The organism is Moraxella sp. FZLJ2109 (assembly GCF_024296965.1).
Lineage (GTDB): Bacteria > Pseudomonadota > Gammaproteobacteria > Pseudomonadales > Moraxellaceae > Moraxella.
In genome coordinates this window covers 2,189,797-2,203,845 of the sequence record NZ_CP101112.1, presented here as the reverse complement: position 1 = coordinate 2,203,845, position 14,049 = coordinate 2,189,797, and the positions used below count along the sequence as shown (strand labels likewise).

Sequence of the window (14,049 nt, the reverse complement as noted above, 5' to 3'; positions counted from 1 at the left end):
AGGAATAATAAGATGGATCCAATGATGATCGGACTTGGAATGGGTGCTTTTACCATTCTGCTGTTGGTTTTTCGTATTCATATTGGCGTTGCAATGCTTATTGCAGGCGGTATCGGCTATGTGATGGTCGCAGGATGGGTGCCGTTATTAAGCTACCTAAAAGGGATGCCGTTTGCGCGTTTTTCGGTCTATGATTTGTCCGTTGTGCCATTGTTTTTATTGATGGGTAACTTAGCATCGCGTGGTGGCTTATCCAAGCGACTTTTCCAATCTGCCAATGCTTTTTTGGGGCATTATCGTGGTGGGGCGGCGATCAGTGCGGTCGGCGCGTGTGCAGGCTTTGGGGCGATTTGCGGTTCGTCACTTGCCACTGCCGCCACCATGGGACAAGTTGCCTTACCAGAGCTTAAGCGCGCCAATTATTCGGATGCATTATCAACGGGTGCACTTGCAGCGGGTGGTACTTTGGGGATTTTGATCCCGCCATCGGTGGTACTGGTGATTTATGCTGTCTTAACCGAACAAAATGTCTCAGCAATGTTCATGGCGGCATTAGTCCCCGGTTTGATCGCCATGCTTGGCTATATGCTTGCCATTGCCATCTATGTGCGCCTAGTGCCAAACAGTGGCCCTGCCATGCCGAAGATGAGCTGGGGCGAGCGATTCACCTTATTAAAAGGTGTATGGCCTGTGGTCGCAGTGTTCGTGACTGTGATCGGTGGTATCTATGGTGGTATCTTTACGCCAACAGAAGCAGCGGCGATCGGTACGGTGGCGGTGGCTTTACTTGCCTTAGTGACGCGTGAGCTGACCAAAGAAGGCTTTATGCAAGCACTGCTAGATACCGCTTCATCGACAGCCATGATCTTTTTGATCCTAATCGGTGCTGATCTGCTGAATGCATTTTTCGCCATCTCACAGATGCCTGCTGCACTTGCTGACTGGGTGATCAATAGCGGTATGTCACCATTGACCGTGCTATTTGCCATGATCATCATCTATATCGTGCTTGGTTGCGTGATGGATAGCTTGTCGATGATTCTATTGACCATTCCTGTGTTTTTCCCAATCATCATGGGTCTGGATCTGTGGGGGCTAAACCCAACCGATAAGGCGATTTGGTTTGGCGTGCTTGCCTTGATGGTGGTTGAGATTGGCTTGATCACACCGCCTGTGGGCATGAATATCTTTGTCATCAATAGCCTTGCCAAAGATGTGCCGATGAAAGAAACTTATAAAGGTGTGCTGCCGTTTCTGTGCTCGGATTTGATCCGCATCGTCGCGCTTGCCTTTATGCCAAGTATGGCGCTGTGGTTGGTGCATGTCTTGTCCTAAAAAGAGCGGTCGCTGACTTTGGCGACCGTTTATTTGGGTTTGACTGATTGATTCTAAATTTTTGATGAAATTGCAATAAACATTGATTTTGGCATTCGAAACGATTACAATCGTTGAAATCGGATGCCGTATAAAATAACAATAGATACGCGGTTTTCCACATAAGGAATTGAACGCCGCAAAGGGAAGTGACAATGTTTCAAGCGATTACCAATCTCTCGGTGAAACTGGTCAAAAGCTATCTGCCATCACCGTTCGTATTTTGTATCATTCTTACTGTCGCAGTATTTGCCGCTGCGATGATCTTGACTGGCCAAAGCATCTTCACCGCTGCCAAATTTTGGGGCGATGGGCTGTGGTCGCTACTTGGCTTTTCTATGCAGATGGCACTGATTTTGGTAACAGGTCATGTACTTGCCAAAGCACCGATTGTGGGGCGGTTTTTGGACAATATCGCCGCCAAAGTCAAAAGCCCAAAACAAGCCATTGTCGCTGTAACCAAGAGACTTTCCCCATGCTTGCATTTTTGAGTGCTGGACTGGTTAATGTCTTTGTGCCATCGGGCGGTGGTCAATGGGCAGTACAAGGTCCAATTATGCTACCAGCTGGTGTACAGCTTGGTGTAGAGCCTGTGGTTTCGGCAATGGCAATCGCTTGGGGTGATGCGTGGACGAATATGATTCAGCCGTTTTGGGCATTGCCACTGTTGGGCATTGTGGGGCTTGACGCTCGCTCCATCATGGGCTATTGTTTGATTGCTTTGGCGTATTCAGGTGTTTTGATTTGTGGGGCGTTCTTTTTCTTGGCTTAATTTTTTTTGTACTGTTAAATCAAGATACGGTAGGTGCGTCCCGCGCACCATTAAGATGGAGTATTTTAAAGGTGCATACAACGCACCCTACGCCAAATTTATTGAAATGTATGAATAATTACCATACTATGTTTAACAACAACCTAAGGAATGATTATGAGTAAAGTATATGACAATGCGGTATCTGCCTTGCAAGGCGTGGTTGCCAACAACCAAACCATCGCAGTCGGTGGTTTTGGGTTATGTGGCATTCCAGAGAGTTTAATCAGTGCTTTGCGTGAGAGTGGCGTTACAGGCTTGACTTGTATTAGCAATAACGCAGGCGTGGACGATTTTGGCTTAGGCTTACTTTTACAAACTCGCCAAATCAAAAAGATGATTGCCTCTTATGTCGGTGAAAATAAAGAATTTGAACGCCAATTTTTATCAGGCGAATTGGAAGTGGAACTTACACCACAAGGCACATTAGCCGAAAAATTGCGTGCTGGCGGTGCGGGCATTCCAGCCTTTTTCACCAAAACAGGCGTGGGTACACAAGTTGCCGAAGGTAAAGAAGTGCGTGAATTTGATGGCGTTGAGTATGTGCTGGAACGCTCGCTTGTGGCTGATGTATCGCTCGTTAAAGCGTGGAAGGCTGACAAAGCAGGCAATTTAATTTTCCGTAAAACCGCTCGCAACTTCAACCCAGATGTTGCTACCGCAGGCAAAATCACCATTGTAGAAGTGGAAGAATTGGTAGAAGTGGGCGAGTTAGACCCTGATAGCATTCACTTGCCGGGCATTTATGTGCATCGCATTGTGGTAAATGCCAATCCAGAAAAGCGCATTGAACAACGCACCATTCGTCAAGCATAATTTAAAATTAGGAGAATAATCATGGCGTGGACAAGAGAGCAAATGGCACAGCGTGCCAGCCAAGAATTACAAGATGGTTTTTATGTCAATTTGGGTATTGGCTTACCGACTTTGGTCGCCAACTACATTCCTGACGGTGTCAATGTCATGCTCCAGTCAGAAAATGGCTTGCTTGGCATTGGAGCATTCCCAACCGAAGACGAACTTGACCCTGATTTAATCAACGCAGGCAAACAAACCGTTACCACACAAACAGGGGCGAGCTTCTTTAGTAGCAGTCAATCCTTTGCGATGATTCGTGGCGGAAAAGTCAATTTGGCGATTTTAGGAGCGATGGAAGTGTCAGAATTTGGCGACCTTGCCAACTGGATGATACCCGGTAAAATGGTCAAAGGCATGGGCGGAGCGATGGACTTGGTCGCAGGTGTGCAACGAGTGATTGTGCTGATGGAACACAACGCCAAAAACGGAGCATTCAAAATCAAACCACAATGCGAATTACCATTGACAGGCAAAAAAGTGGTACATCGTATCATTACCGATTTAGCGGTTTTGGACATTACCAAAGATGGGCTGAAACTGGTGGAATTGGCAGATGGTGTAAGTTTTGATGAATTGCAAAGCAAAACAGGCGTTAGCATTATTCAATAATTAAAAAAGGAACTATCATGTCAAATTCAGTTGTTATCGTTTCTGCCAAACGCACGCCAGTCGGTTCATTTTTAGGCTCATTATCAAGCCTAACCGCACCACAACTGGGGCAGGCAGTCATCAGCGATATTTTACAAGAAACAGGGTTAAAAGCTGAACAAATCAGCGAAGTGATTATGGGCAATGTCTTGACTGCAGGTGTAGGACAAAATCCAGCCCGTCAAGCAGGAATGTTTGCAGGATTGCCTGTAACCACTCCAGCTACAACGGTCAATGTGGTGTGTGGTTCGGGTTTAAAAGCCGTGCAAATGGGTGTACAAGCAATTTTATGTGGTGATGCCGACATCGTCATTGCAGGCGGTCAAGAATCCATGTCGCAAAGTCCGCATTTTATACGAATGCGTGATGGCGTAAAAATGGGCAATGGTACGCTCACCGATAGCATGGTGGCGGACGGCTTGACGGATGTTTATCACGGCTATCATATGGGCATTACTGCTGAAAATATTGCTGAACGCTTAAATATCAGCCGTGAAGAACAAGACGCATTTGCCTTGTCATCACAACAAAAAGCGACTAAGGCTCAAGCAGATGGCAAATTTGTCAGCGAAATTACCCCAGTTGCCGTACCACAACGCAAAGGCGACCCTATTATTGTGAATAAAGATGAATACATCAAGTCAAATACGACAGCTGAAGGTTTATCCAAACTAAAACCAGCCTTTAAAAAAGATGGCACAGTAACCGCAGGCAATGCCTCAGGTTTAAATGACGGTGCCTCCGCCGTGCTACTGATGAGCGAAAGCCGTGCCAAAGCATTGGGCTTGCCGATTTTGGCAAAAATCGTTTCGTATAGTGCGACTGGTATTGAGCCTGAAGTCATGGGACTAGGGCCTGTATCAGCGGTGCAAGTTGCCTTACAAAAAGCAGGTTGGAGTATTGCCGATGTGGATTTATTTGAAGCCAATGAAGCATTTTCCGCTCAAGCCTTAGGCGTTGCCAAAGAATTAGGCTTGCCTAACGATAAGGTCAATGTCAATGGCGGAGCAATCGCCATCGGACACCCAATCGGTGCATCAGGTTGCCGTATTTTGGTCAGCTTAATCCACGAACTTAAACGCTCGGGCAAATCCAAAGGGGTTGCAACCTTATGTGTCGGTGGCGGTATGGGATTGGCAATGGCGGTTGAAGTGTGATTGCTTACAAGCACCACAACAAAAAAGCATCTTATCATAAGATGCTTTTTTATATTTTAGAAAAAATTACTAATTTACTGCTGCTTGAATGCTTATTGTTCAACGATAACAGCCAAGATTTTCTCATCCAAAATCACAAAACCCTGTGCGTGCGTATCAATGATTTTCTTCACCATCAAAATGCGTAAAGTACGGCTCAATGTCTCAGCACGCAAGCCCAACAATCCTGCCAAATTCTTCTGATTGACCGTCACCGTCACCACACCTTTGGCATCTGCATAAGCCAGCAAATAATATGCCACCTTCGCCTGCGCGGTCTTTAGACTCAATAAATCATACAACAGATACTGCGTCGATAGCTGCCTGTGCATCTGCGCGCCATACCACAAGAACACACCGCCTAAATCAATCATTTTACCCAGTTCGCTGATCGGCAATAATGCCACAAAGCTTGATTGCGCTGCCTTAGCAGTAAGCTGATGGCTGTCTTGCTGTGCTGATAAACTGTACTGGCTATAAGGCGTATGGTCAGATGGTATTGATAAGCTGTGCTGCACAGTTGGCAGGCTTTCATTGATCATCAGCGTCTGCTGCGATGTATCCATACGCGTATCAAAGCTTGCTATCAGACTTTCTTGACCATTAGGCTGCTGACGATAACAGTTGATCGCGCCATCGAGCAAGAAATACACATAGCGCACCTTGTCATACTGCAGATAAATCAAGCTATTTTTTGGATAATGATGAATGCTAAGCACGGATAGCAACGCCTGCTTATTGACACCTGCCAAAAGTGGATGGCGGCACAGTCGCTCCAGATACGCGGTTTTTTGATCATCGAACAGTTTTTTCATAGCGATACACAGCCCATCAGATAGTCCATCAATTCACCCATTCACAGCCCTTGTCATTCATAGTGCTTAAAGATGAGTTATTGTAAAAAATCCCACCACGCCTGCTAAGTGTGCTTAGGTGGCAAGCAGCGGCGGGGCGTTTACTACTTTTGGCTAGGTTTTTGACCTTTTAGGGCATGGCAGATGATCGCGCTTTATTTTATGCTCATGATCACCAAGCCAACCAAAGCCATTTTGGAATTACCATGAATACATCATTAACTGATTTATTAGCCAATAATCAATACTGGGCAGAGTCACTGAGTGCGCGTGATCCTGAGTATTTCCCCAAGCTGTCCAAAGCCCAATCGCCCAAATACCTATGGATCGGCTGCTCAGACAGCCGCGTGCCTGCCAATGAAGTGGTGGGCGTGATGCCAGGGGAGCTGTTCGTGCACCGCAATGTCGCAAATATGGTGGTCTCAACGGACATGAACCTATTATCCGTGCTGCAGTACGCGGTCGATGTACTGAAAGTCGAGCACATCATCGTCTGCGGACATTATGGCTGTGGCGGTGTCAAGGCGGCACTCAGCCAAGAAGAGTTTGGCTTGATCGATAATTGGCTCAGACCGCTAAAAGGAATGCGCTATCAGTACCGCGATGAATTTGAAGGTCTTAGCGGTGATGAAGAGCTGAACTTACTGTGCCAAATCAATGTCAAACGCCAAGTCACCAATGTCTGCCACACCACCATCGTCCAAAACGCATGGTACCGCGGCGATAAACTTGCCGTGCATGGCTGGATCTATGATATGCACGATGGGCGCATTCACGATCTGGGCGTGAGTATCAGTGATACCGAGCAGCTGGCATCGGCGTTTGTGTATTCACATTAAAGGGTGGGGTGATAATTTTCATCACTAGGAATGTGGATAATGATGAATAAACTTATCAATTGGCTAAAAATTATTGATTCTAATCAAGTCAAAACCACCCAACTACACCCAAAGAAGTATCTAGCTGTAGCCGTCTAGGCGATGGCTGGCTGATTAGTCACACTTTATAATAAAACTTGGCTTGGCATCTGCCAATGCAGCATTTTTATCACAACGAGGAAAGCAAGATGAGCCATTTACTCGACCAATTTCGTTTCTTTAAGAAAAAAACTGGCGAATACGCAGACGGACATGGTGAAGTCCGTGATGAAAGTCGCGATTGGGAAAATTTCTACCGCAATCGCTGGCAATATGACAAAATCGTCCGCTCAACACACGGCGTAAACTGTACAGGCTCATGCTCGTGGAAAATCTATGTCAAAAATGGCTTGGTGACTTGGGAGACTCAACAAACCGACTATCCGCGCACCCGTCCTGACCTGCCAAACCACGAACCACGCGGCTGCCCACGCGGTGCAAGCTATAGCTGGTATATGTATTCGGCAAACCGCCTAAAATACCCAAAAGTGCGTAAACCCCTGCTCAAACTATGGCGCGAAGCCAAAGGCAAGCACAAAGATCCTGTGGACGCATGGGCAAGCATCGTCACCGATCCTACCAAGACCCAAGCGTATAAATCTAAACGCGGCTTGGGCGGCTTTGTGCGCTCTAGCTGGAATGAAGTACTAGAGATCATCGCCGCTGCCAATGTCTATACCGCCAAAACCTTCGGCCCTGACCGCATCATCGGCTTCTCGCCAATTCCTGCGATGAGTATGGTCAGCTATGCGGCAGGCAGCCGTTATCTGTCGCTGATTGGCGGTGTGTGCTTGTCATTCTATGACTGGTATTGCGATCTACCGCCTGCCAGCCCAATGACTTGGGGTGAGCAGACTGATGTCCCTGAAGCTGCCGACTGGTATAATTCAGACTACATCATCGCATGGGGTTCAAATGTACCGCAGACGCGTACCCCTGATGCGCATTTCTTCACCGAAGTGCGTTACAAAGGCACAAAAACTGTCGCCATCACGCCTGACTATGCTGAAATCGCCAAGCTATGCGACCTATGGCTAAACCCAAAACAAGGCACGGACGCAGCCCTTGCCCAAGCGTTCTGCCATGTGATTATCAAAGAGTTTTATCTAAAACAGCCAAGCGATTATTTCCTTGACTATGCACGCCGTTATACTGACTTGCCAATGCTTGTGATGGTAGAAGGTGAAGGCAAATCAGCTCGTGCAGGGCGTTTTCTTCGTGCGTCTGACCTTGTGGATAATCTTGGTCAAGAAAACAACCCAGAATGGAAAACCATCGCCCTTGACCAAAACGGTGAACTCGTCTCTCCGATTGGTTCTATCGGCTATCGTTGGGGCGAATCTGGTCGCTGGAATCTTGAAAATAAAGAAGGCACGAACAACAGCGAAGTTACCCTACAGCTTTCGCAAAAAGGCTCAGGCGAAACGGTGGAAGTCGGTCTTGACTACTTCGGTGGCGGTGAGCATCCGTACTTCACTTCTGCCAAAGGCGATGACATTCAATACAAAACCCTGCCTTGTCGCACCTTAACCCTTGCCAATGGCGAAACCGCCAAAGTCGTCACTGTATTTGATCTGATGCTAGCGAACCTTGGCGTGGATAATGGCATCGGCGGCGATCATGTCACCGATGATTATAATGATGCAACTGTGGCAGGCACACCAGCTTGGCAAGAAGCCATCACAGGCGTATCTCGCGAAAAAGTCATCCAAATCGCCCGCGAGTTCGCTGAAAATGCACACAAAACCCACGGCAAATCGATGATCATCATCGGCGCGGGCATGAACCACTGGTATCACATGGACATGAACTACCGCGGCGTGATCAATATGCTCATTCTGTGCGGCTGTATCGGTCAGTCTGGCGGTGGCTGGGCGCATTATGTCGGTCAAGAAAAATTGCGTCCGCAAACAGGTTGGGCACCCTTGGCATTTGGCTTGGACTGGCATCGTCCGCCGCGTCATATGAATGGCACAAGCTTCTTTTATAATCACTCAAGCCAATGGCGTCATGAGAAAGTGTCAGCGCACGAGATTCTATCACCGCACGCGGATAAGTCACAGTTCCCTGAGCATATGCTTGACTACAACATCCGCGCCGAGCGTGCAGGGTGGCTACCATCAGCACCACAGCTGAACCAAAACCCACTTGCCATCGGTCGTGCTGCCAAGGCGTCAGGCAATGCTGAAAATTATGTGGTTGATGGTCTGGAAAATGGTTCAATCCGCTTCGCTGCCGAAAGCCCTGATAATCCTGCCAACTTCCCAAGAAACCTATTCATCTGGCGCTCAAATCTGCTAGGTTCATCAGGCAAAGGGCATGAATATATGCTGCATTATCTACTTGGTACTAAGCACGGTATCCTAGGCGATGAGACCATTCATGATGGCATTCGCCCAACTGAGATTGATTTTGAGCCAACTGGCGCAACTGGCAAGCTAGACTTGGTCACGACGCTAGATTTCCGTATGTCATCAACTTGTCTGTATTCTGATATCGTGCTGCCAACCGCGACTTGGTACGAAAAAGATGACATGAACACATCAGATATGCATCCATTTATCCATCCATTGACCGCGGCGACTGACCCTGCTTGGGAATCAAAGACCGACTGGGAAATTTATAAAGGCATCGCCAAGAAATTCTCAGAATTAACCGATGGGCACTTGGGCGTAGAGACCGACATCGTCACCTTGCCGATGCAGCACGACAGCCCAGCTGAATTGGCGCAGCCATTTGGTGGCACAGACTGGAAAACTGCAGGCGAGCGTCCAATTCCAGGTATCAACTGCCCACACATCAAGGTGGTGGAGCGTGATTATCCTGCCACTTATGAGAAGTTCACTTCATTGGGCGGCTTGATGGATACGCTTGGCAATGGCTCAAAAGGCATCAACTGGGATACCAAAGAAGAAGTGCACCACTTGGCAGACCTAAACTACACCGTCGCTGATGGTGTCGCCAAAGGTCGCCCACGCATTGACACTGCAGTCGATGCTGCCGAGACGATCTTAATGCTTGCCCCTGAGACCAACGGTCATGTGGCGGTGAAAGCTTGGGCAGATTTGTCCAAAAACACAGGTCGTGATCATACGCACCTAGCCAAGTCAAGCGAACACGAGAAAATCCGCTTCCGCGACATCGTCGCTCAGCCGCGTAAGATCATCTCAAGCCCAACTTGGTCAGGTCTAGAATCTGAAAAGGTCAGCTACAACGCAGGCTACACCAATGTGCATGAGCTGATTCCTTGGCGTACGATCACAGGCCGTCAGCAATTCTACCAAGATCACCCTTGGATGCAGGCGTTCGGCGAGCAGATGCAGCAGTATCGCCCACCGATCGACACCCAAGCGATCGAAGGCTTGACACGCTATCAGTCTAATGGCAATAAAGAAGTGGTGCTAAACTTCCTAACACCGCACCAAAAATGGGGCATCCACTCAACTTATTCAGAAAACCTATTGATGCTGACCCTAAGCCGCGGCGGCCCGATTGTGTGGATGAGTGAGATCGACGCTAAAAAAGCAGGCATCGTCGATAATGACTGGATCGAAGTGTTCAATGCCAATGGTGCGATCACCGCGCGTGCTGTCGTCTCTCAGCGTGTCAAAGAAGGCATGACCATGATGTACCACGCCCAAGAGAAGCTTGTGAATATCCCTGGTTCTGAGAACTCAGGCACGCGTGGCGGTATCCACAACTCAGTGACGCGCGCGATCTTAAAGCCGACGCACATGATTGGCGGTTATGCACAGCAGTCTTATGGCTTTAACTACTATGGTACAGTCGGCTGCAACCGCGATGAATTCGTCGTCGTGCGCAAGATGGCGAACATCGACTGGCTAGAAGGCAAGCCTGATGACAGCCTGCCACAGCCGCTGCCTACTACCATTGACTGATGGGCAAGACCCTTTGGCAGGATAATCAAGCCTTGTCAAAGGGGATACAATAACTTAAACAGTTGGTATTGTTAAAATTATAGATTTTAATAAATTTTGGTGTAGGGTGCGTTGCATGCACCTTCAAAACCCTAAATCTTAATGGTGCGTACACCCTACAGTCTGTTGATTGAACAATACCAAAAATTACCAAGCAAACGCTAGGTCAAGGAAATTAAGATGAAAATTCGTTCACAAGTGGGTATGGTGCTAAACCTAGACAAGTGTATCGGTTGCCATACTTGTTCTGTTACTTGTAAAAATGTCTGGACCAGCCGTGAAGGCATGGAATACGCATGGTTTAATAATGTCGAATCTAAGCCCGGTATCGGCTTTCCTAAAGAATGGGAAAACCAAGACAAGTGGAAAGGCGGCTGGATTCGTAACGCCGATGGCTCAATCAATCCAAAAATTGGCGGCAAATTCCGCATTCTTGCCAATATCTTTGCCAACCCTGATTTGCCAACTTTAGACGACTACTATGAGCCGTTTGACTTTGATTATCAGCATCTGCACACCGCGCCGATCAGCGAACATCAGCCGATCGCCCGCCCGCGCTCTCTGATCACTGGCAAGCGTATGCAAAAGATTGAATGGGGCCCGAACTGGGAAGAGATCCTAGGCTCAGAGTTTGAAAAACGCCGTATTGATAAGAACTTTGACAATATCCAAGCCGATATCTACGGTCAATACGAAAACACCTTTATGATGTACTTGCCGCGTCTGTGCGAGCATTGCTTGAACCCAACTTGTGTGGCGTCTTGTCCATCAGGGGCGATCTATAAGCGTGAAGAAGATGGCATTGTCTTGATCGACCAAGAAAAATGCCGCGGCTGGCGTATGTGTATCTCTGGTTGCCCTTATAAGAAAATTTATTATAACTGGAAATCAGGCAAATCTGAAAAATGTATTTTCTGCTATCCACGCATCGAATCAGGTCAGCCGACCATCTGCTCTGAGACTTGTGTCGGTCGTATCCGCTATCTTGGTGTGCTACTGTATGATGCTGACAAGATTAAAGAAGCGGCAAGTACGCCAAACGAAAAAGACCTATACCAAGCACAGCTTGATGTATTCTTGGACCCAAATGATCCAAAAGTCATCGAGCAAGCGCTAAAAGACGGCGTGCCGATGTCAGTCATTGAATCTGCTCAAAAATCACCTGTGTATAAGCTTGCGATGGATTGGAAATTGGCACTGCCACTACACCCAGAATATCGCACCTTGCCGATGGTATGGTATGTACCGCCACTATCTCCAATCCAAAACGCCGCCGAAGCAGGGCAGGTGGGTATGGATGGCTTAATCCCTGATGTCGATAGCCTACGCATTCCGCTTAAATACCTTGCCAATATGCTCACCGCAGGCGATGAAGCCCCAGTGAAATTGGCACTAAAACGCCTACTTGCCATGCGCTCTTATAAGCGTCTGGAGCTGGTTGAGAAACAAGACGCCACCGCCGTGCTTGAGTCTGTGGGCTTGACCAAAACCCAAGTCGATGAGATGTATCGCTATCTTGCGATTGCCAATTATGAAGATCGTTTCGTCATTCCGACAGCACACCGCGAAGAAGCGATGAGCGATGTCTTTGCTGAGAAAAATGGCTGCGGCTTTAGCTTTGGTGAAGGCTGTGGCGGCAGTAATGATGTCAATATGTTTGGACAAAAGAAAACCAATCGCCGCGAGATGATCGAGACGGTACAGACTTGGGAGAGCTAAGATGGATTTTAAATTATTAAAAGTCATCAGCGTTCTACTGGATTATCCTGATGATGTGCTGTTTGGTGATGATCATCTGGCGGAGTGTCGCAAGCTTGTAATGACATCGAAGCTGATCAGCCCTGAAGTACGCGCCGAGATTGCCAAGTTCATCGATGAGCTTGGCAGCATGGGCAGCATCGAAGCGCAGTCGCGTTATGATGGCTTATTTGAACGCGGTCGTAACTTGTCATTGTGGCTGTTCGAGCATGTACATGGCGAGAGCCGTGACCGTGGGCAGGCGATGGTCGATCTGATGGCGCAGTATGAAGCGGCAGGCTTTGAGATTGGCATCAAAGAGCTGCCTGACTATCTGCCGATGTATCTTGAGTTTTTGGCATATCAAGCAAGCCAAACCGATGACACCATGCAGATTCGCATGGACATCGCTGATATCAGTCATATCCTGACCGTGCTTGCTGCGCGTTTGATTGACAAAAACAGCGCCTATGCCAGCTTATTTAAAGCACTGCTACAGATTGCAGGCAAGCCCTTGAGTGTCATCGATGATGAGCTTGCCAAGATGGGCAAAATCGCCGATGACACGACGATGGATGCCATCGATCAGGCATGGGAAGAAGAAGTGGTGGACTTTTTGTCCGCCGAACAACAAGACCGCTGCCCAAGCAACCAAGTCAATCAGCGCGTCGCTGAAACCTTGGCGCAAACCGCTAATAAAAACGCCGAAATCCCTGTACATTGGGTCGGCTTTGACAAACCGAATACTCGCACCAACCGTGATAAAGGGGTGAACCTATGACAACTGCCGTAACCGCCGCATCAATGGGGCTTGATCATCTTAATTGGCTACAGATTTTTGTTTTTGGCGTGTATCCTTATATTGCCTTGGCTGTGTGCGTGATCGGCACTTGGGCACGCTTTGATCTGTCGCAGTATTCATGGAAAACCGGCTCAAGCCAAATGCTCAATGACAAAGGTATGCGCATCGCAAGTAACCTATTTCACATCGGCATCATTGGCATTTTGCTTGGGCATTTTGTCGGTATGATGACACCTGCTGCGATTTATCATCATTTCATCAGCACCGAGCATAAGCAGCTACTGGCGATGGTCGCAGGTGGTGTGATGGGTGTACTGTGCTGGATTGGTCTTGCCATGCTTCTAATCCGCCGCTTTACCGATCCGCGCATCAGCCATACTTCTAGCTTCGCTGATAAGATGATTTTGGTGATCTTGTTCATTCAGCTGAATCTTGGCCTAGGCACGATCGTGGCATCGACTCAGCATATGGATGGCTCGGTGATGGTCGCGCTGTCAAGCTGGGTGCAGAACATCACGATTTTGCGCCCTGTACACGCGCTCAATCAGCTGCATGACATCGGTCTTGTGTATCAGCTGCATGTGGCATTGGGGATTACCATCATTTTACTGTTCCCATTCACGCGCCTTGTGCATATCATTTCTGCACCGATTTGGTATTTGGGTCGCAATTATCAAATCGTGCGTCAGAAAAAAGCACAATAAACCACCAAGAATAACTATAATAATAAACGCTATCAGCTCCACCACTGACCACAAAGGCTTACGCATCCTTGCCTTTGTGGTTTTTTTATGGCAGTTTATTATGAAATTATGGTAAATTATTAGGATAAATTATTGAATCAAGTTATTAAGCCAAAACACCAAAGCCGTATCAGTTTTTGAGCTAAAATAACAAAATCATCATCTTATAAA

12 protein-coding genes are annotated in these 14,049 nt (G+C 47.6%); 11 read left to right on the top strand and 1 reads right to left on the bottom strand.

The window, feature by feature from the left end; all coding sequences use genetic code 11:
* The first annotated feature begins 12 nt into the window (after window positions 1–12).
* The 6 genes from NKU06_RS10515 (at window position 13) to NKU06_RS10490 (ending at window position 4,848) form a co-directional block, all read left to right on the top strand.
* The gene (locus NKU06_RS10515) at window positions 13–1,335 is read left to right on the top strand and encodes a TRAP transporter large permease (RefSeq protein ID WP_253223616.1); all 1,323 of its coding nucleotides are present in this window, start codon (window positions 13–15) and stop codon (window positions 1,333–1,335) included.
* A 194-nt stretch (window positions 1,336–1,529) separates the two neighbouring features.
* Window positions 1,530–1,865, top strand: a complete 336-nt coding sequence (locus NKU06_RS10510) for a TIGR00366 family protein (protein WP_254730866.1) — start codon at window positions 1,530–1,532, stop codon at window positions 1,863–1,865.
* On the top strand, window positions 1,850–2,146 hold the full coding sequence (locus NKU06_RS10505; RefSeq protein WP_254730864.1) for a TIGR00366 family protein: 297 nt from the start codon (window positions 1,850–1,852) through the stop codon (window positions 2,144–2,146). Before NKU06_RS10510 ends, NKU06_RS10505 begins: the two co-directional genes overlap by 16 nt.
* A 156-nt stretch (window positions 2,147–2,302) precedes the next feature.
* Window positions 2,303–3,001 (top strand): CoA transferase subunit A, encoded by a 699-nt coding sequence (locus tag NKU06_RS10500; RefSeq protein ID WP_253223614.1) that lies wholly within the window; start codon window positions 2,303–2,305, stop codon window positions 2,999–3,001.
* Between the two features lie 21 nt (window positions 3,002–3,022).
* Window positions 3,023–3,652, top strand: a complete 630-nt coding sequence (locus NKU06_RS10495; RefSeq protein ID WP_254730862.1) for a 3-oxoacid CoA-transferase subunit B — start codon at window positions 3,023–3,025, stop codon at window positions 3,650–3,652.
* Window positions 3,653–3,669: 17 nt separating this feature from the next.
* Window positions 3,670–4,848 (top strand): acetyl-CoA C-acetyltransferase, encoded by a 1,179-nt coding sequence (locus NKU06_RS10490; protein WP_254730860.1) that lies wholly within the window; start codon window positions 3,670–3,672, stop codon window positions 4,846–4,848.
* Window positions 4,849–4,940: 92 nt separating this feature from the next.
* On the opposite strand, the gene NKU06_RS10485 is transcribed toward NKU06_RS10490, so the two are convergent.
* A complete protein-coding gene (locus NKU06_RS10485; RefSeq protein ID WP_254730858.1) occupies window positions 4,941–5,702 on the bottom strand; it encodes a Crp/Fnr family transcriptional regulator in 762 nt (253 codons plus the stop codon).
* A 245-nt stretch (window positions 5,703–5,947) separates the two neighbouring features.
* Here NKU06_RS10485 and can point away from each other — a divergent pair, with 245 nt between their 5' ends.
* From can to narI, 5 genes are all read left to right on the top strand, one after another.
* Window positions 5,948–6,580, top strand: a complete 633-nt coding sequence (can, locus tag NKU06_RS10480) for a carbonate dehydratase (protein ID WP_254730856.1) — start codon at window positions 5,948–5,950, stop codon at window positions 6,578–6,580.
* A gap of 227 nt (window positions 6,581–6,807) precedes the next feature.
* The gene (locus NKU06_RS10475; protein WP_254730853.1) at window positions 6,808–10,557 is read left to right on the top strand and encodes a nitrate reductase subunit alpha; all 3,750 of its coding nucleotides are present in this window, start codon (window positions 6,808–6,810) and stop codon (window positions 10,555–10,557) included.
* A 219-nt stretch (window positions 10,558–10,776) separates the two neighbouring features.
* Window positions 10,777–12,315 (top strand): nitrate reductase subunit beta, encoded by a 1,539-nt coding sequence (narH, locus tag NKU06_RS10470; protein WP_254730850.1) that lies wholly within the window; start codon window positions 10,777–10,779, stop codon window positions 12,313–12,315.
* A 1-nt stretch (window position 12,316) separates the two neighbouring features.
* Entirely contained in the window at window positions 12,317–13,114 is a 798-nt protein-coding gene (narJ, locus tag NKU06_RS10465) for a nitrate reductase molybdenum cofactor assembly chaperone (protein ID WP_254730848.1), read from the top strand.
* The gene (gene narI / locus NKU06_RS10460) at window positions 13,111–13,839 is read left to right on the top strand and encodes a respiratory nitrate reductase subunit gamma (protein WP_254730846.1); all 729 of its coding nucleotides are present in this window, start codon (window positions 13,111–13,113) and stop codon (window positions 13,837–13,839) included. Before narJ ends, narI begins: the two co-directional genes overlap by 4 nt.
* Window positions 13,840–14,049: the final 210 nt, after the last annotated feature.

What these genes read in the sequence shown, in the direction of transcription:
- narI (WP_254730846.1), top strand. Translation starts at nt 13,111, where the DNA reads ATGACAACTGCCGTAACCGCCGCATCAATGGGGCTTGATCATCTTAAT.
- NKU06_RS10490 (WP_254730860.1), top strand. Translation starts at nt 3,670, where the DNA reads ATGTCAAATTCAGTTGTTATCGTTTCTGCCAAACGCACGCCAGTCGGT.
- NKU06_RS10475 (WP_254730853.1), top strand. Translation starts at nt 6,808, where the DNA reads ATGAGCCATTTACTCGACCAATTTCGTTTCTTTAAGAAAAAAACTGGC.
- NKU06_RS10510 (WP_254730866.1), top strand. Translation starts at nt 1,530, where the DNA reads ATGTTTCAAGCGATTACCAATCTCTCGGTGAAACTGGTCAAAAGCTAT.
- NKU06_RS10515 (WP_253223616.1), top strand. Translation starts at nt 13, where the DNA reads ATGGATCCAATGATGATCGGACTTGGAATGGGTGCTTTTACCATTCTG.
- can (WP_254730856.1), top strand. Translation starts at nt 5,948, where the DNA reads ATGAATACATCATTAACTGATTTATTAGCCAATAATCAATACTGGGCA.
- NKU06_RS10485 (WP_254730858.1), bottom strand. Translation starts at nt 5,702, where the DNA reads ATGAAAAAACTGTTCGATGATCAAAAAACCGCGTATCTGGAGCGACTG.
- narH (WP_254730850.1), top strand. Translation starts at nt 10,777, where the DNA reads ATGAAAATTCGTTCACAAGTGGGTATGGTGCTAAACCTAGACAAGTGT.
- NKU06_RS10500 (WP_253223614.1), top strand. Translation starts at nt 2,303, where the DNA reads ATGAGTAAAGTATATGACAATGCGGTATCTGCCTTGCAAGGCGTGGTT.
- narJ (WP_254730848.1), top strand. Translation starts at nt 12,317, where the DNA reads ATGGATTTTAAATTATTAAAAGTCATCAGCGTTCTACTGGATTATCCT.
- NKU06_RS10495 (WP_254730862.1), top strand. Translation starts at nt 3,023, where the DNA reads ATGGCGTGGACAAGAGAGCAAATGGCACAGCGTGCCAGCCAAGAATTA.
- NKU06_RS10505 (WP_254730864.1), top strand. Translation starts at nt 1,850, where the DNA reads ATGCTTGCATTTTTGAGTGCTGGACTGGTTAATGTCTTTGTGCCATCG.